At 70.5% G+C, this 16,792-nt stretch carries 14 protein-coding genes; 1 reads left to right on the top strand and 13 read right to left on the bottom strand.

All coding sequences use genetic code 11. The features are described from left to right. Positions 1 to 9 precede the first annotated feature (9 nt). The 8 genes from ABZE72_RS00150 to ligD (ABZE72_RS00115) form a co-directional block, all read right to left on the bottom strand. Entirely contained in the window at positions 10 to 1,170 is a 1,161-nt protein-coding gene (locus ABZE72_RS00150) for a hypothetical protein (protein ID WP_372726977.1), read from the bottom strand. Between the two features lie 123 nt (positions 1,171 to 1,293). Beyond that, a complete protein-coding gene (locus tag ABZE72_RS00145; RefSeq protein ID WP_372726976.1) occupies positions 1,294 to 1,467 on the bottom strand; it encodes a hypothetical protein in 174 nt (57 codons plus the stop codon). Positions 1,468 to 1,585: 118 nt separating this feature from the next. Then, entirely contained in the window at positions 1,586 to 1,741 is a 156-nt protein-coding gene (locus ABZE72_RS00140; protein ID WP_372726975.1) for a hypothetical protein, read from the bottom strand. A 135-nt stretch (positions 1,742 to 1,876) separates the two neighbouring features. Further along, the gene (locus ABZE72_RS00135) at positions 1,877 to 2,674 is read right to left on the bottom strand and encodes an HAD-IIA family hydrolase (protein WP_372726974.1); all 798 of its coding nucleotides are present in this window, start codon (positions 2,672 to 2,674) and stop codon (positions 1,877 to 1,879) included. A gap of 22 nt (positions 2,675 to 2,696) precedes the next feature. Beyond that, positions 2,697 to 3,908, bottom strand: a complete 1,212-nt coding sequence (locus tag ABZE72_RS00130; protein ID WP_372726973.1) for a sensor histidine kinase — start codon at positions 3,906 to 3,908, stop codon at positions 2,697 to 2,699. Next, positions 3,901 to 4,593: a response regulator transcription factor gene (locus tag ABZE72_RS00125; RefSeq protein ID WP_372726972.1), complete on the bottom strand. Its 693-nt coding sequence runs from the start codon at positions 4,591 to 4,593 to the stop codon at positions 3,901 to 3,903. Before ABZE72_RS00125 ends, ABZE72_RS00130 begins: the two co-directional genes overlap by 8 nt. Before the next feature lie 354 nt (positions 4,594 to 4,947). After that, positions 4,948 to 5,844 carry a non-homologous end-joining DNA ligase gene (gene ligD / locus ABZE72_RS00120; RefSeq protein WP_372726971.1) on the bottom strand — a complete coding sequence of 299 codons (897 nt, stop codon included), beginning with the start codon at positions 5,842 to 5,844 and terminating at the stop codon, positions 4,948 to 4,950. After that, entirely contained in the window at positions 5,841 to 6,800 is a 960-nt protein-coding gene (ligD, locus tag ABZE72_RS00115; RefSeq protein WP_372726970.1) for a non-homologous end-joining DNA ligase, read from the bottom strand. Before ligD (ABZE72_RS00115) ends, ligD (ABZE72_RS00120) begins: the two co-directional genes overlap by 4 nt. A gap of 54 nt (positions 6,801 to 6,854) precedes the next feature. Here ligD (ABZE72_RS00115) and ABZE72_RS00110 point away from each other — a divergent pair, with 54 nt between their 5' ends. Continuing rightward, positions 6,855 to 7,763 carry a Ku protein gene (locus tag ABZE72_RS00110; protein WP_372726969.1) on the top strand — a complete coding sequence of 303 codons (909 nt, stop codon included), beginning with the start codon at positions 6,855 to 6,857 and terminating at the stop codon, positions 7,761 to 7,763. 28 nt (positions 7,764 to 7,791) lie between these two features. Here ABZE72_RS00110 and ABZE72_RS00105 read toward each other — a convergent pair whose 3' ends face one another. The 5 genes from ABZE72_RS00105 to ABZE72_RS00085 are packed head-to-tail and all read right to left on the bottom strand — an operon-like array spanning position 7,792 to position 16,758. Continuing rightward, positions 7,792 to 8,667 carry an SDR family NAD(P)-dependent oxidoreductase gene (locus tag ABZE72_RS00105; RefSeq protein ID WP_372726968.1) on the bottom strand — a complete coding sequence of 292 codons (876 nt, stop codon included), beginning with the start codon at positions 8,665 to 8,667 and terminating at the stop codon, positions 7,792 to 7,794. Continuing rightward, complete coding sequence (locus ABZE72_RS00100; RefSeq protein WP_372726967.1) at positions 8,667 to 9,734, bottom strand: ABC transporter permease; 1,068 nt, start codon at positions 9,732 to 9,734, stop codon at positions 8,667 to 8,669. Before ABZE72_RS00100 ends, ABZE72_RS00105 begins: the two co-directional genes overlap by 1 nt. Beyond that, the gene (locus ABZE72_RS00095; protein ID WP_372726966.1) at positions 9,731 to 10,453 is read right to left on the bottom strand and encodes an ABC transporter ATP-binding protein; all 723 of its coding nucleotides are present in this window, start codon (positions 10,451 to 10,453) and stop codon (positions 9,731 to 9,733) included. Before ABZE72_RS00095 ends, ABZE72_RS00100 begins: the two co-directional genes overlap by 4 nt. A gap of 8 nt (positions 10,454 to 10,461) precedes the next feature. Next, entirely contained in the window at positions 10,462 to 11,868 is a 1,407-nt protein-coding gene (locus tag ABZE72_RS00090; RefSeq protein ID WP_372726965.1) for an amidase, read from the bottom strand. 24 nt (positions 11,869 to 11,892) lie between these two features. Further along, positions 11,893 to 16,758 carry an NAD-glutamate dehydrogenase gene (locus ABZE72_RS00085; protein ID WP_372726964.1) on the bottom strand — a complete coding sequence of 1,622 codons (4,866 nt, stop codon included), beginning with the start codon at positions 16,756 to 16,758 and terminating at the stop codon, positions 11,893 to 11,895. Positions 16,759 to 16,792 lie beyond the last annotated feature (34 nt).

Here is a 16,792-nt window from a genome sequence, read left to right as displayed (position 1 = left end):
CGCACCGCCTCAGGTGTAGAGGTTGATGTCGAGCAGATAGGTCACCCACGGCATCGGGCTGGCGATCGTGTAGCCACCACCGCCGGCAAAGAGCAAGCCCGTGGGAGGCAGCCCGGACTCCCACTTCCAGATCACCGAACCCGAGTCACCGCCTGCCGAGAAGTCGCCGCTGCCGCCCTGCACGACCATCTGGCCGACGAACCAGCCGTACCCGACCCCGTAGTTGACCCAACCGGACCAGTTCACCGACACGATGCGGCCCTGGGTCAGCTGGGTGGTCCGACCCGACTTCCCGACCAGCCAGCCGAGCTGCGGGTAGACCGGGTTACTGCCGATCCGGTACAACGCGAACCCGCTGCCGTAGGGGTAGATCAGCTCGCGGCGTACCCGGTCGGGCCAGCACCACCCGGTGGCGGCGTCCACGTAGTTGGTGCCGCCGCCGAACTGGATGGGCACGAATCGCTCCAGGATCGCCACCTGGTCGCCGGGGTGCGAACCACCGTCGTAGCGACCGGGCTGGATGATGCTGTCGCCGTACACGGCGTTGTTGGAGTTCGCCAGGACGTGGTTGTTGGACAGCATCAACAGTCGCGAGTTGCGCGGCGAGCTGCGTCCGATGCTGAGGCAGCCGAGCGTCCCCGCGGTCACCTTGACGTGCCCGACAGAGACTCCGCCGGGAGCCGGTCGGATCCGGAACCGGTGCGGCTGGGCGTCGAACTGGCCGGAGCGCCGGACCGTCATCTTGATGTCGCCCGCGGACTGGACGCCGAGGCCGTCGACCACCACCTCGCGCACCCGCTCGACCGAGGTCCGCTCGGCGACGTAGACGTTCAGCGTCGGCTCGCCGGGAGGGCCGTCGCCGGGCGAACCGAGCCCGATGGCCACACCTTGGACGTTGGCCATGCCGCCGAGGTCGCTGAGCGACTCGATGCTGTGGGCGCCCTTCGTCGAGCGTTCCTGACGGTGCAGGGCGTCCTCGAGGGCGGCGTGCGTGTCGAGGAGCTGGGTGCTCACCCCGCCCATCGACTGGGCGTCGAGCGTGAAGGCCGCCTGCTCGGCGGCGCTGGACGAGTCGGGCGGCGTCGAGAACGCGGTGCCGGCCGTTTCGTCGGACTGCGCGGCGTCGCCCGACGGAGTGGCGAAGTCACCCTTCGAGCCTGGATCGGACATGTCGATGCTCCCTTCGTTGCGCCGCGCATCCCATGCGCACGGTCACTCCGAAGAAAGCAGGACGACTGTCGAGGGGCCGTCGTCAGCGCGTCGCGAGGACGTCGCTGTCACGTCGCGGGGGCGTCAGTGACGCTCGCGCACACCCCGGTGCGGCGGGAACAGCCACTCGCAGCCGCCGTTCGGGATGTGCAGCCACACGGTCTCGTCACGCTTGGACTGGGCGACCGCCTGGCCGCAGACGGCGCAGACGCTGACCTGGGTCAGATCAAGCAGTTCGACAAGCTTCTCCTGAGTCATCAGGACTCCCCTACGGACATGGCTCCCGGTGGGGTGCTGGTGTGCTCCCCGCTCACCCTGTTCATCGGTCCCCAGCCCGAAGACCTTGAATCTGAAAGTAAAAAGGTGGTCACGGCGATCAGTCCCGGATCGGCCCGAGCCAGGAGCCGTCGTCGCTGGGCAGGTGCACCCACAGCGACGGATCTCCACGGAACTGGCCGACGGCCTCGCCACACGAGGAGCAGAGACTCATCGCGACCAGATCGAGCATGTCGAGCAACTGTGCCTGCGTCATCAGGACCTCCCAGAACCTGTTCCGCCGGAGGCATCGACTGCCTCCCTCCACCGGACACATCGGTGGCCCAGGAGCCGACCTTGACCCCTGGTCGGTGAAGATTCAAGGAGCCTCGGGCGCGTGCTCGAGCGGGGTTCAGTCCCTGCCGACGGTGTCGACCAGGTCCGCCACCGAGTCGACCACCATCGTCGGCCGGTAGGGGAACATCTCGATCTGGTCCTCCCGCGTCGAGCCGCCCATCACCAGCACCGTCCGCAGGCCCGCCTCCAGCCCGCTCTTGATGTCGGTGTCCATCCGGTCGCCCACCATCACGGTGGTCTCGGAGTGCGCGTCGAGGCGGTTCAGGGCACTGCGCATCATCAACGGGTTCGGCTTGCCGATGAAGTACGGCTTGCGACCGGTCGCGGTCTCGATCAGCGCCGCCACCGACCCGGTCGCCGGCAGCGTGCCGTGCACGCTCGGGCCGCTGACGTCGGGGTTGGTGGCCAGGAAGCGCGCCCCCTTCTCCACCAGTCGGATCGCGGTCGTGATCGCCTCGAACGAGTAGGTCCGGGTCTCCCCCAGCACCACGTAGTCCGGGTCGCGGTCGGTCATCACGTAGCCGATGTCGTGCAGCGCCGTGGTCAGCCCCGACTCGCCCACGACGTACGCCGTGCCGCGCGGGCGCTGCTCGACCAGGAACTGCGCGGTCGCCAGCGCCGAGGTCCAGATCGCCTCCTCGGGTACGTCGATCCCGCTGCTGAGCAGTCGGGCCCGCAGGTCGCGCGGGGTGAAGATGGAGTTGTTGGTCAGCACCAGGAAGCCGAGGCCGGACGCCTTGAGCGCCTCGATGAACTCCTTCGCGCCGGGGATCGGGACGTCCTCGTGCACGAGGACACCGTCCATGTCGGTCAGCCAGGTCTCCACGGGGCGGCCCGCCGGAAGGTCAGTCATGGCCACCAGTCTGCTGGACGCGTCAACGACGCGGCAGCAGGAGTTCCAGGCCGTGCGCAGGGTCGTGGCCGTTGATCCGGCCACCGAGCGCCTCGACCACGGCGCGAGCCTGTTGCAGCCGGGTCTCCGGCTCGGACCCGGTCAGGTCGGAGGTGCGCCCCAGCGCCGCGATCTTGATCCGCAGGTGCCCGCCCTCCTGTCCCCGGTAGACGATGTGCACCGGCCCGGTCCCCCGGCGGAACACCTCGGCCATCACCAGGTCGAAGACGTGCTCCACCGGACCCGGGGTGTAGGAGAGCGACAGATCGCCCTCGGCGGAGGCGGTCAGGGTGCGGTTGCGCGACGCCAGCCGGTCCGCCCAGCGCTGGGCGAGCTGGGTGGCCAGCTCGACCAACGGCAGCTCGGAGCCGGCCACCAGGATCCCGCTGCGCGACATCTCCACCAGCTCGCCGGCCACCGTGTCCATCTCGTCGATCGTCGCCATCCCCCGCTCCGCAGCCTGCTGCGCCTCCTCGGGCACGTCGCCGCGCATCGTGAGGTCCTCCAGCTCGAGCCGCAACCCGGTCAGCGGGCTGCGCAGGACGTGCGAGGCGTGCTCGGCGAACTCCCGCTCGCGCCGGAGCCGGTCCTCCAGCTGGCCGGCGCTGGTGCCCAGCGCCTGGGCGATCGCCCGGGCCTCCGGGATCCGGCTGTTCGGCAGCTCCAGGTCGAACCGCCCGCGCCCGAGGGCGGCGGCCGCAGAGGCCAGCTCCCGGAACGGCTTCGAGAGCCGGCGCGCCAACAGGTAGCCGATGGCGCCGGCCAGCATCGCGATCAGGAAGTAGACCAGCAGCATCGACCCGATGTTGCGCATCAGGATCTGCCGGGAGACCGAGCCGGACTGGGAGACGGTGACGGTGGCGCCGTACGTCTCGACGGTGGTGGAGAGCGGGTCGCCGGCGCCGTCCACGCCCCGGTAGTCGGCGCCCTTGACGACGACCGGGCGCTGGCCGTCGGCCTTGAACACCAGGCGACTGTCCGGGCCCACCAGCCCCTTGAGGAAGTTCTTGTCGATTGACCCGCCGCCGGACTGCCGGTCGGCGACGATCTCCGCGATCAGCGAGCTCTCCTGCCGGACGTGCGCAGCCTCCTGCTCACGGATCAGGTCGCGCAGGATGAACGTCCGGATGAACCCGGCGGTGAAGAGGGCAAGCACCGTGAGGACGATGAAGGCCAGGGTCAGCCGCTTACGCATGGGCGGGGTCGCCCTCGAGGCGGAAACCCACGCCTCGAACCGCCACGATCCGCTCCTTCACCCCGACGTCCTCGAGCTTGTGACGCAGGCGCCCCAGCGTGACGTCGAGCGTCTTCGTCGAACCGAACCAGTGCTCGTCCCAGACCTCGGCCATCAGACGTTCCCGGGAGACGACCTTGTCGCGGTCGGCGAGCAGGATGGCGAGGAGGTCGAACTCCTTGCCGGTCAGGTTCACCTCGGCCTGCCCCGACCAGACCCGTCGCGACTCCACGTCGATGCGCAGACCGTCGGAGCTCTCGGGGGCCGCGGGTCCGGCACCCGTCGTACGCCGCAGCAGGGCGCGCACGCGCGCCTGGAGCTCGGCGAGACCGAAGGGCTTGGAGAGGTAGTCGTCGGCGCCGTAGTCGAGCCCGACGACCCGGTCGAGCTCGCCGGCACGGGCGGTGACGATCATGATGGCGCCTTCGTAGCCGCTGTCGCGGGCACGTCGGCACACCTCGAGACCGTCGAAGTCGGGGAGACCGAGGTCCAGGATCATCAGCGAGGCGGGCAGCGCCTTCAGCGAGTCGAGAGCCTTCTGGCCGCTGTCGACCCACTCGACCTCGTAACCCTCACGTTCGAGGGTCCGCACGAGGGGGAAGGCGATGTCCTCCTCGTCCTCGACCACGAGTACGCGCTGTCCCATGAGGTCGAGCATAGGGGTCTCGTCGGCCACCTCCGTGGCATGTCCGACACGGTCCTGCGGCGCGAGAGCCACGGCGCCGCCCAGCATTGTCGACTCCATGGTGGATCTCCTCTCGCGATGCCGTGCAGCAGGAAAACGGAAGAGCGATCCGAACGCCTCCCTCCAGATGCGTTCGGATCGCTCTGATTCCTCCGACCGACCGCCCGCTCCCCCCAGAGACGAACGCGTCGATCGTGCCGTGCAAGGTGTCGCCACCGAGTGCCTTCGGCTTGGGAAGAACGCTAGTGGGACGCCGACCACACCCCGTCCACGTGAAATCCACAAAGCGGTAACAAACGGCGGCGGCGAGTGGGGTCAGGAGGCGAAGAGGTCGCCCAGCTCGTCGACGCGCTCCAGGACCTGCTCGAAGCCGAACTGCTCGAGGCCCAGCGGATCCTCCGCCCCCTCCTCGACCTCGGCCCAGGAGACCGGCGTGGCCACCGTCGGCCGCTCGCGCCCCCGCAGGGAGTACGGCGAGATGGTCGTCTTGGAGCCGGCGTTCTGCGACCAGTCGAGGAAGACCTTCCCGCCTCGTCGTGCCTTGGTCATCGTGGCGGTCACCAGCGTGGGGTGCTCACCCTGCAGCTCCTCGGCCACCTCCTTGGCCAGCGCGGTCGCCTCCTCCGACGGCATCCGGCCGGGCAGGTCGGCGTACAGGTGCAGGCCCTTGCTGCCGCTGGTGACCGGGCGGGCGTCGTACCCGCGCTCGGCGAGCTTGTCGCGCACCAGCAGGGCCACCCCGCAGCACTCGTGCAGCCCTGCCGGCTCCCCCGGGTCGAGGTCGATCACCAGACGGTCCGCGTTGCGCGGGTCTCCGTTGCGCCCGACCGTCCACTGGTGCACGTGCAGCTCGAGCGCGGCCAGGTTCACCATCCAGGTGAGGGTGGCGAGGTCGTCGACGATCGGGAAGACCAGGGTGTCGCCGTTCTTCGACGGCGCGCGGGAGCCGGTCGTCGGCACCGTGACGGTGCGCACCCAGGACGGTGTGCCGGCCGGCGCGTTCTTCTCGAAGAAGCTGTCGCCCTGCACGCCGTGCGGCCACCGGATCCGGGTCACGGCCCGGTCCTTCAGGTGCGGCAGCAGGACCGGCGACACCCGGGCGTAGTAGTTGAGCACCTCGCCCTTGGTGGTGCCGATGCGCGGGTAGAGCACCTTGTCCAGGTTGCTGATCGACAGCGTGCGACCGTCGACGTCGACACGGACCTCGCTCATCGGTGCTCCTCGATCAGGTCGGCCGGGTCGAGGTCGCTGCGCACCCCGCGGTACGACGGCTGCCGCAACCGCTGCTGGGTCGACAGACCGAGCGCCTCGACATCAACCACAACTGACGGGTCGACCCAGTGGGTGCCGGTCGCGTCGACCCGCGGGACCTCGTCGGCGAACGGCGACGAGGCGCGCGCCAGCGGCTCGAGCAGGGCCAGCAGCTGGGGTCCGCGGGCGCCCGCGATCCCGCTGCCGACCCGACCGCGGTAGAGCAGCCCGTCCGGGGTGGGCTCGCCGACCAGCAGGGCGCCCAGCCGCTGGGCCCCCCGCCGGTGGTCCGAGCCCGTCTCCGCACGCCAGCCGCCCACGACGTACGACGAGCGCCGGCGGTGCGGGAACTTCAACCAGTCCGGGCTGCGCCGGCCGGGGTGGTAGCGCGAGGAGAGCCGCTTGCTGACGATCCCCTCCAGGCCCTGCTGGAGGGTGGCCTCGAAGAGCATGTCGCCGTCGTCGTACGCGTCGGGCACGTGCCAGTGGTCCCCGGCCAGCCCCAGCCCGGTCAGCCCCAGCCCAGTGAGCAGTTCGCGCCGCTTCGCCAACGGCTCCCCGGTCAGGTCGCGACCGTCCAGCCGGAGCAGGTCGAAGATCAGGAAGGTCACCGGCTGCGCCTGGGCCATCACGGCGGCCCGGCGGGCGGAGTGCACATGGATCCGCTCGGCCAGCGCCCCGAAGCTCGGCACGCCGTCGGCGAAGGCCACCACCTCGCCGTCCAGGAGCAGGTCCCGACCGGCCAGCGCGTGCAGCTCGGGGAAGGTGACCGTGACGTCGTTCTCGTTGCGGGAGGTGAGCCGGACCCCGTCGGGACGGACGTCGGCCAGGATGCGCATGCCGTCCCACTTGACCTCGTGGGACCACTCCGGGCCGGTGGGCACGTGGGTGCCTCGGGTGGCGAGCATCGGGCGCATGGGTACATCCTGTCCGAAGAGGAACTGAGGTCCGTCGAGAGAGAGGCAAGCCGCGTGCGTGCGATCTGGAAGGGCTCGGTGTCGTTCGGGCTGGTGAACGTCCCGGTGAAGCTCTACTCGGCGACCGAGTCGCACGACGTCTCGTTCCGGCAGGTGCACGCCAAGGACGGCGGCCGGATCAAGTACCAGCGGATCTGCTCGATCGACGGCGAGGAGGTCCCCTACGCCGACATCGCCAAGGGCTACGAGACCGAGGACGGCGAGATGGTCATCCTCACCGACGACGACCTCGCCGAGCTCCCCTCGACGTCCTCGCGGGAGATCGCGGTGGAGAAGTTCGTGCCGAGCGACCAGATCGACCCCATGCTCTTCGAGAAGAGCTACTACCTCGAGCCCGAGAAGACCGGCGCCAAGCCCTACGCGCTGCTGCGCCAGGCCCTCGTCGAGGCCGACCGGATGGCCGTGGTGACCGTCGCGCTGCGCCAGCGCACCAGTGTCGCCGTGCTGCGCGTGCGCTCCACCGACAACGGGGACGTGATCGTGCTGCAGACGATGATGTGGCCCGACGAGATCCGCACCCCGGACTTCAGCGTCGAGGCCGGCGAGGTCAAGGACGCCGAGGTGAAGATGGCGAAGATGCTCGTCGAGACCCTGGCCGGCGACTTCGACGCGACCGAGTTCGAGGACGACTACGCCGAGGCCGTCGAGGCCCTGGTCACCGCCAAGATCGAGGGCGGCGAGGTCAAGCGCACCGCCACCTCGACCAAGTCCTCGGGCGAGGTGGTCGACCTGCTGGCCGCGCTGCAGCGCTCCGTGGACGCGGCCAAGACCGCCCGCGGCGAGAAGCCGGACGACGAGGACGCGAAGGACGAGAAGGACGCGAAGCCGGCGAAGAAGGCGGCCGCCAAGAAGAGCGCCAAGAAGCCGGTCAAGAAGACCGCCGCCAAGAAGAAGGCCAGCTGACCGAGCCTGCTCGGCCGGGCGGCCCGGGTCAGGTGGGCCGGTCGCCGCGGGCTGCCGCCGAGTCCGGGAAGGCGCGGTCGGAGCGCCAGAAGAGCGCGTCGCTCAACCGCGGCGCGAGCAGGTTCGCCCACTCCCCGATCCGACCCGGCCACCCGTTGACCGTGACCGGGCGGTCCTCCAGCGCCCGCAACACCCGGGCACCGGCCTGCTCGGGCGTGGCGGCGGGCATCCGGGCGTAGGCCTCGGTCGGCGCGACCATCGGCGTACGCACCAGCGCGAAGCGCATGTTGGTGAAGGTGACGTTGTCGCCGTACGCCTCCCGCGAGGCGACCCGGGACCAGCTGTCCAGGGCCGTCTTGGAGGCGATGTACGCCGCGAACTTGGGCGCCTTGATCTGCACGCCCCAGGTGACGATGTTGACCACGTGCCCGAAGCGCTGCGCGCGCATCGCCGGCAGCAGCCCCATGGTGAGCCGGACCGGGGCGAAGTAGTTGATCGCCATCGACCGTTCGAAGTCGTGGAAGCGGTCGTGGCTCAGGTGCAGCGAGCGCCGGATCGACCGGCCGGCGTTGTTGACCAGGTGGTCGACCGCGCCGTGCTCGGCGAGCACCCGCTCGACCAGGGCGTCGACGGCCTCGAGGTCGGTCAGGTCGCAGGTGTACGCCGAGGCGCGCCCCCCGTCCGCCTCGATCGCGTCGCGGACCCGGGCCAGCTCGTCGGCCCGGCGAGCCACCAGCAGCACGTGACCGCCGACCCGCGCGACCGCGTGCGCGGTCGCCTCGCCGATGCCCGAGGAGGCGCCGGTGATCATCACGGTGCGCCCCGCCAGCGGGCTGGGCCCGCCGCGCAGCCGGCGTACGACGCGCTGCACGCGGGCGCGCGGCGTCTGGAACAGCAGCCCCATCAGGTGGCTTCCCACCGGAAGAGCCGGGCCGCGAGCAGCGTGATCACGGTCGCGAAGACGGTCAGGATGCCGATCGGCACCAACACGGCTCCCGCCCCCTCACCACGGGCCATCACGTCGAGCATCCCGTCGTTGAGGTGGCGCAGCGGCATCACCTGCGAGATCGTCTGCAGCCACCGCGGGGCGACGTCGAGCGGGAAGAACGAGCCGCTGAGGAAGGCCATCGGCAGCACGAAGAAGTTGGCCATGTTCACCGCCCCCTCCGCCGTCCTGGTGACCGCACCCGCCAGCAGCCCCACGGCCATGAAACACAGGGTGCCGACGACCAGCAGCGGGATCGCCGCCGGCCACGCCCCGGTGAGCTCGAGCCCGAAGGCCGCCACCCCGAGGGCCAGGAAGAGCGCCATCTGCCCCAGGGCGACCGCGACCGTGACCCCCACCCGGGCCGCCACCACGGTCCGGGTGGAGACCGGCGCGAGCTGGATGCGTCGCAACAGCTTGCTCTGCCGCCAGCCCTGCAGGGTGGCGGCCGCGCCGAAGCTGGCACTCATCGCCACCGCCCAGCCGAGCAGCCCGGGGGTCACGAACTGGATCGCCTGCAGCGAGTCGTCCTCCACCGAGCGGGTCTCCAGGGAGAAGCGCGGCGGGGTCCCGCTGAGGGCCAGGTTGGCGCCGTCCACGAACGCCCGCAGGGTGCCCTGGGTGATCGCGGCCCGGACCGGGTCGGTCTGGGTGTAGTGCGCGACCAGCCGCTCGCCCTGCATCTCCACGGCCACGTCGGCATCTCCGGAGCGGACCGCGGCCAGCGCCTCCTCCCGGTCGTCGACCCTGCGCACGTCGAAGGCGGTCTCGAACTCCGACCTGGCCTGCGCGGGCAGTGCGTCGAAGAGGGCGACCGAACCGATCTCGAGGAGCTCGACCCGGGGTTGGCGCTGGTCGCTGAAGATGGAGCCGAGGAGCACCAGGAACATCAGCGGGAAGATCACCGCGAAGAAGACCGCCGACCGGTCCCGCAGGAACCCGAGCAGGATCGCCCGGGAGAGGCTCGTGAAGGCGCGCGTGCTCATGTCCGGTACGCCCGTCCGGTCAGCTCGAGGAACACGTCGTCCAGGCTCTCCACCCCGAGTCGTTCGATCAGGGCGCGCGGCGAGTCGAGCTCGAGGATCCGACCCTGGTCCATCAGCGCGATCCGCTCGCAGAGGGCCTCGGCCTCCTCCATGTAGTGCGTCGTGAGCACCACCGTGCGACCCGCGTGCTGGATCCCGCGCAGCAGGTCCCACAGGTTGTGCCGCGCCTGCGGGTCGAGCGAGGCGGTGGGCTCGTCCAGGAAGACCAGCTCGGGATCGTGGACCAGCGCGCACGCGATCGAGAGTCGCTGCGCCTGGCCGCCGGAGAGATCCTCGACCCGGGTGCCGGCCTTCTCCACGAGCCCGACCCGCTCCAGCCACGCGTCGGCGCGGGCCGTCGAGACGTCGTACAACGCCGCGAAGGTGCGGATCTGTTCGCGGGCCGTCAGCCGCTCGAAGAACGACGAGGCCTGCAGCTGGACGCCGATCCGGGGCATCAGGGCAGCGTTGCGCGGACGCACCTTCTGGCCGAGCACCCGGATCTCCCCCGAGTCGGGCGCCCGCAGCCCCTCGACCAGCTCCAGGACGGTGGTCTTGCCGGCGCCGTTCGGCCCGATGATGCCGAAGAACTCACCCTCGGCGACGCTGAAGGAGACGTCGTCGACCGCGCGCAGGGCGCCGTAGGTCTTGACCAGGCCTCGCACCTCGATCGCGGCCATCGCCCCTCCTATCCGATGCTCGCCTCGCCCGCCACGAGCGGCCACGGCCGGGCCCGTTCGATCTGGGCCGAGAGCGAGAAGAGGGTGGCCTCGTCGTCGGTGCGCCCGACCAGCTGGACCGACAGCGGCAGCCCGTCCGTGCCGAGACCGCACGGGACGGCGGCGGCCGGGTTCCCCGCCACGTTCCACAGCGCGGCGTAGGCGATCGAGGGCATCGAGCGCAGCGAGGCACGCACCGTGCCCACCCGGCCCAGCCGACCGACGGCGGGCGGGCGGTGGGCGGTGGTCGGGGTCAGCAGGACGTCGCACTGGTCGAAGATCCGGTTGGCCTTCCGGGCGATCTTCTCGGTCTCCGACAGCGCCCACTCGCGCACCCTGGGCCGGACCCAGGCGCCCAGGCGGTAGGTCTCCCGGGTCCGTCGTTCGAGGCGGTCGAAGTGCTCGACCGCATCGGCCTCGCTGCGGATGCCGGCGAAGAACTGGGGCACGAACGCCGCACTCGGGTCGGGGTAGCGCGGGTTGATCTCCACGACGTCGTGGCCGAGCTCGGCCAGCAGCGTCGCGGTGTCCTGGACCGCACGCACGTGCTGCGGGTCCGGCTTCACCCCACGGGTGACCGGGGTGGTGGACCAGCCGATGCGCAGCCGCCCGGGCTCACGACCGGCCGCCTCCACGAACGAGGGCGCCTCCCCGGCCCGGTAGAGGTCGGAGTCGACGTTCCCGCGGATCACGTCGTAGACCATCGCGCTGTCCAGGACCGACCGGGACAGCGGGCCGGTCGTGCCCAGCGACCACCACAGGTGCGGGTACGGCGCGGTGGTCACCCGGCCGCGCTGGGGCTTGAGGCCGAAGAGGCCGCAGCTGGCCGACGGGATCCGGATCGAGCCACCCCCGTCGCCGCCGATCCCGATCGGGACCATGCCGGAGGCGACCGCGGCCGCCGTACCGCCCGAGGAGCCGCCGGGGGTGCGGTCGGGGTCCCAGGGGTTGCGGGTGATGCCGCGACTGTCGGACTCGGTGAAGGGGAACGCCCCGAACTCGGGCATCGTGGTCTTGCCGACGATCACCGCTCCGGCCTCGCGCAGGCGACGGACGATCTCGGAGTCGGCCCGGGCCGGCGTCGTGTTGGCATCGCCACCGAAGGTGGTGACCGTCCCCGCGACGTCGATCTCCTCCTTGATCACGATCGGTACGCCGTGCAGCGGACCGGGCGTCTCCCCGCTCGCCACCGACTCGTCGCGCGCCGACGCCTCAGCACGCGCCTCGTCGGCCAGCACCCGGGAGAACGCGTTGAGCGTGCGGTCGCCGGCCTCGATGCGATCGAGGGCCTCGTCGACGACGACGCGCGCGGTCAGGTCTCCGGCGGAGGTGAGTCGGACGATCTCGGCCACCCCGGCCCGGCTCAGGTCTGTCATGGGGCGAGCGTATCGCCGCACGGATCAGGCGCTGGCCAGAAGTCCGCGCACGACTCGCAGCCCCACCGACATCCGGGCCAGATCGGCGTGCTCGTCGGCGCAGATCTCCTCCAGGGTGGCCGCGGCCCGACTCACCACCACCGAGTCACCGTCCTCCCAGGCCGCGATCCGGGCCGTGATCGAGTCGTCGTCCGAGGACGCCCGCAGCACCTGGCCGGTGAGCTGGGCGTGGACCGCGTGCAGGTCGTCGCGCAGCGCCGCACGGGCCATCGTCTGCCAGCGGTCCTCCCGGGGCAGCGCCAGGATCCGGCCCACCAGCGCCGGCAGACCCAGCCGCTCGGCCAGCGCGAAGTGCAGGCGCGCCACCTCGGCCGGGTCGCGCTCGTCGCGGACGGCGATCTCGATCAGCCCGAGCAGCATGTACGCCGGCTCGAGCACCCCGACCTGGGTGGCCAGCTCCTCGTCGACCCCCTGCGCCGTCAAGGAGTCCCGACGCTGGTGGAAGGAGGTGAGCTCGCGACCGGTCATCAGGTCGGGCAGCTGGGCGATGACCTGCTGCACCGGCTCGCGGAAGAAGTCGACCGTGGCCTGGCTGTCGAGCGGAGGGCGGCGGTTGGTGACCAGCCACCGGGAGGCCCGCTCCACGAGCGTGCGCATCTCCAGGCGCATCCGGGTCTGGACCGAGGCGTCGAGGACGTTGTCGAGCTCGGCGATCCGCTCGCGCATCGGCAGTGACCCGAAGATCTCCCGCGCCACGAAGTTGGCCCGGGTCAGCTCGGCTGACGTCGAGCCCGTCTCCCCGGCCAGACGCGGCCAGTAGGTCATCCCGGCACCGTTGACCAGGTCGTTGACGACCTGGGTCACGATGATCTCGCGGCGCAGCGGGTGCTGGACGATCTGCGTCTCGAACCCCTCCCGGATCGGCGTCGGGAAGTAGGCGCGCAGGTCGATGTCGAGGTACGGGTCATCGGGCAGGTCGGAGTCGATGAGCTCCTCGGCCAGCACGATCTTGGTCCAGGACAGCAGGACCGAGAGCTCGGGCATCGTCAGGCCCTGACCGGCGTCCATCCGGCGGCGGATCTCCTTGCTGCTCGGCAGCCCCTCGAGCTCGCGGTTGAGCACCCCGCGACGTTCCAGGCGCTTGATCCAGTCCTCGTGCACGTGCAGCAGCGGCGCTGCGTTCGCGGCCGCGTTGGCCAGGGCGAGGTTCTGCTCGTAGTTGTCGCGGAGCACGAGCTGGGCGACCTCGTCGGTCATCTCGACCAGGATCTGGTTGCGCTGCTTGCCGGTCAGGTCACCGTCCTTGACCACCCGGTCGAGCAGGATCTTGATGTTCACCTCGTGGTCGGAGGTGTCGACGCCGGCGGAGTTGTCGATGAAGTCGGTGTTGATCCGGCCGCCACTGGCGGCGTACTCGATCCGGCCGAGCTGGGTCAGCCCCAGGTTGCCGCCCTCGCCGACCGCCTTGGCCCGGACCTCGGCGCCGTCGACCCGGATCGCGTCGTTGGCCTTGTCGCCGGCGTCCGCATGGGTCTCGGACGCCGCCTTCACGTAGGTGCCGATGCCGCCGTTCCAGAGCAGGTCGACCGGCGCCTTGAGGATCGCCCGCATCAGCTCCGCCGGCGTCATCGCGCTGACGTCGTCGGGGATCCCGAGAGCCTTGCGCATCGCCTTGTTCAGCGGGATCGACTTGGCCGAACGCGGGAAGACCCCGCCGCCCTCGGAGATCAGCGAGGCGTCGTAGTCCTCCCAGCTGGAGCGGGGAAGCTCGAAGAGCCGCTTGCGCTCGGCGTACGACGTCGCCGCGTCCGGCGTCGGGTCGACGAAGATGTGGCGGTGGTCGAAGGCAGCCACCAGTCGGATGTGCTCGGAGCAGAGCATGCCGTTGCCGAAGACGTCTCCGGACATGTCGCCGATGCCGACACAGGTGAAGTCCTCGTGCTGGCAGTCGATGCCGCGCTCGCGGAAGTGACGCTGCACCGAGACCCACGCGCCGCGGGCGGTGATCCCCATCGCCTTGTGGTCGTAGCCCACCGAACCACCGCTGGCGAAGGCGTCGCCCAGCCAGAAGCCGTACTTCTGGGCGATCGCGTTGGCGGTGTCGGAGAAGGTCGCGGTGCCCTTGTCGGCCGCGACCACCAGGTAGGAGTCGTCCCCGTCGTGGCGCACCACCGCCGAGGGCGGCACCGTCTCGCCGTCGACGAGGTTGTCGGTGATGTCGAGCAGCCCGGAGATGAACGTCGTGTAGCAGGCCACGCCCTCGGCGAGCCATGCGTCACGGTCGGAGGGGTCGGGGAGCTGCTTGCAGAAGAACCCGCCCTTGGCACCCACCGGCACGATCACGGTGTTCTTGACCATCTGTGCCTTGACCAGACCGAGCACCTCGGTGCGGAAGTCGTCGCGTCGGTCCGACCAGCGCAGGCCTCCCCGGGCGACCGCGCCGAAGCGCAGGTGCACGCCCTCGACGCGGGGCGAGTAGACGAAGATCTCGAACTGCGGCCGCGGCTCGGGCAGGTCGGGGATGGCCGACGTGTCGAGCTTGAACGACATGTAGGTCTTGGTGGAGCCGTCGGTGTCGGGCTGGAAGTAGTTCGTGCGCAGGGTCGCCCGGATGTGCGTCAGGTAGGCCCGCAGGATCCGGTCGTGGTCCAGGCTCTCCACCGCGTCGAGGGCGCGGGCGAGCCGCTCCTCGACCTGCTCCACGCGCGCCGTGCGCGCCTCGGCGTCGGCCGCGAGGCCGTTGCTGCCCGGGTCGAACCTGGCCTCGAAGAGCTTCACCAGCAGGCCGGTGATGTCGACGTTGTTGGCCAACGCCTCCTCGATGTAGTCGAGGGCGAAGGGCGAGTTCCCCTGGCGCATGTACTTGGCATAGGCGCGCAGGACCGTGGCCTGACGCCAGGTGATCCCGGCGCCCAGGATCAGCGCGTTGAAGCCGTCGGTCTCGTTGAAGCCGTCGCGGACCGCACGCAGCGCGTCCTGGAACAGCTCGCGCGAGCGCATCGGCAGGGCCTTGCCGTAGCGCAGGCCGAACTCGTAGATGTACGTCGGTCGACCCAGCCCCTCGAGCTCGTAGGGCCGCTCGTCGACGACCTCGACCCCCATCGAGGAGAGCATCGGCAGGATCTCCGAGAGCGACAGCGGAGGGCCGACCCGGAAGACCTTGAGGCGGGCCTCACCCCGACCGGCGTCCAGCTGTTCGTAGAGCGAGAGGTCGATGCCCTCGTCCCCCTCGATCGCCTCCAGCCGACCCAGGTCGATCGCACCGGTCCGGGCGGAGAAGTCCTCCTTGTACGCCTCCGGCAGCGAGTCGACGTACCGGCGCCCGAGCACGGCACCGGACTCCTCGCCGTACTCGGCCATCACGGCGGTCACGAAGTCGTCGCGCCACGAGCGGGAGGCCTCGGTCAGGCGCCGCTCGAGGTCCGCGGAGTCGACCTCCGCGATCGGGGTGCCCTTGGGCGGGTGCACCACGAAGTGCACCCGGGCCGTGGTCGACTCGTTGACGCGCACGGTGAACTCGACGTTCTCGCCGCCGAGCCGCTCCTTGAGGATCTCGGAGAAGCGCTCCCGGACGGTGGTGTTGTACCGGTCCCGGGGCAGGTAGACGAGCACCGAGACATAGCGGCCGTAGGTGTCGCGGCGGATGAACATCCGGACCTGGCGGCGCGCCCGAGCGTGCATGGCCGCCTCGGCCATCGGGGCGAGCTCGTCGACCGGGGTGTGGAACATCTCGTCACGCGGGTAGGTCTCGAGCGTGTCCATCAGCGCCTTGCCGGCGTGGCTGCGGGGGTCGAAACCGGTGCGCTTGAGCACCTCGGCGGCCTTCTCCCGCAGCAGCGGGATCCGGGTCAGCGACTCGGTGTACGCGGCACTCGAGAAGAGGCCCAGGAAGCGACGCTCCCCCACCACCTCGCCGTTCTCGAACTTCTTGACCCCCACGTAGTCCAGGTAGGCGGGGCGGTGCACGGTGGCCCGCGAGTTCGCCTTCGCGAGGACCAGCAGGGTCTTCTCCCGCGCCTTGGCCTTGACGACCGCGGGCAGCTTGCCGAACGAGGACGACATGTCCTGGTCGGCCCGCAGGATCCCGAAACCGGTGCCCGGCAGGGCACGCAGCAGCTCGTCGTCGCCGTCCCGCTCGAGGCGGTACTCGCGGTAGCCGAGGAAGGTGAAGTGGTCGTCGGCGAGCCAGGTCAACAGCTCGCGGCCCTGACGGATCTCGTCCGGGTCCAGGTCCGGCGGGTCGGTCTCGAGCTCCTCGACGATCTCGCGGACCTGGGCGTGCATCTTCTCCCAGTCCTCGACCGCCTCCCGGACGTCGCGCAGGACGCGCTGCACGGCCTGCTCGATCTCGGTCACGTCGTCGGTGTCGCGGATCCGGTCGATCTCGACGTGCATCCACGACTCCCGGATGGCGTCGCCCTCGGGCTCCAGCGAACCGTCGGAGATCGGCGTCACGCTCTGCAGGGCGCCGGTGATGTCGCGGGTTACGTCGAAGTGCGGGTGGATCACCGCGTGCACGTCGCGCATCTGGCGCGACAGCTCCATGGTCAGCGAGTCGACCAGGAAGGGCATGTCGTCGGTGACGACCTCGACCACCGAGTGACCGACGGCCGACCAGCCGTTCTCACCCAGGCTCGGGGTGAACACCCGGACCATCGCCCGCCCCTGGGGGCGGTTCTCGGCGAGCCTCCAGTGCGACGCGACCGCGCCGTACACGTCGGCCTCGCCGCGGTCGCACACGTCCTCGGGCGCGACATGGCGGTAGTAGGCCCTGATGAGGGCGCCCACGGTGTCGTGGGGCGGGCCACCGGAACCTCGGCCGGCCAGGGCCAGGTCGATCGCCTTCGCAATGAGGTCAGCTTTGTCCTGATCGAGCGTCGTCGTTGACACCCCTCGACCCTAGGACCCCGCATGTGACGTCCAC

It is taken from the genome of Nocardioides sp., from assembly GCF_041600255.1.
In the GTDB taxonomy this organism is placed as follows: Bacteria; Actinomycetota; Actinomycetes; order Propionibacteriales; family Nocardioidaceae; genus Nocardioides.
Note: the sequence above shows the minus strand (reverse complement) of the source record. Positions and strands in the feature narration are given on the sequence as shown.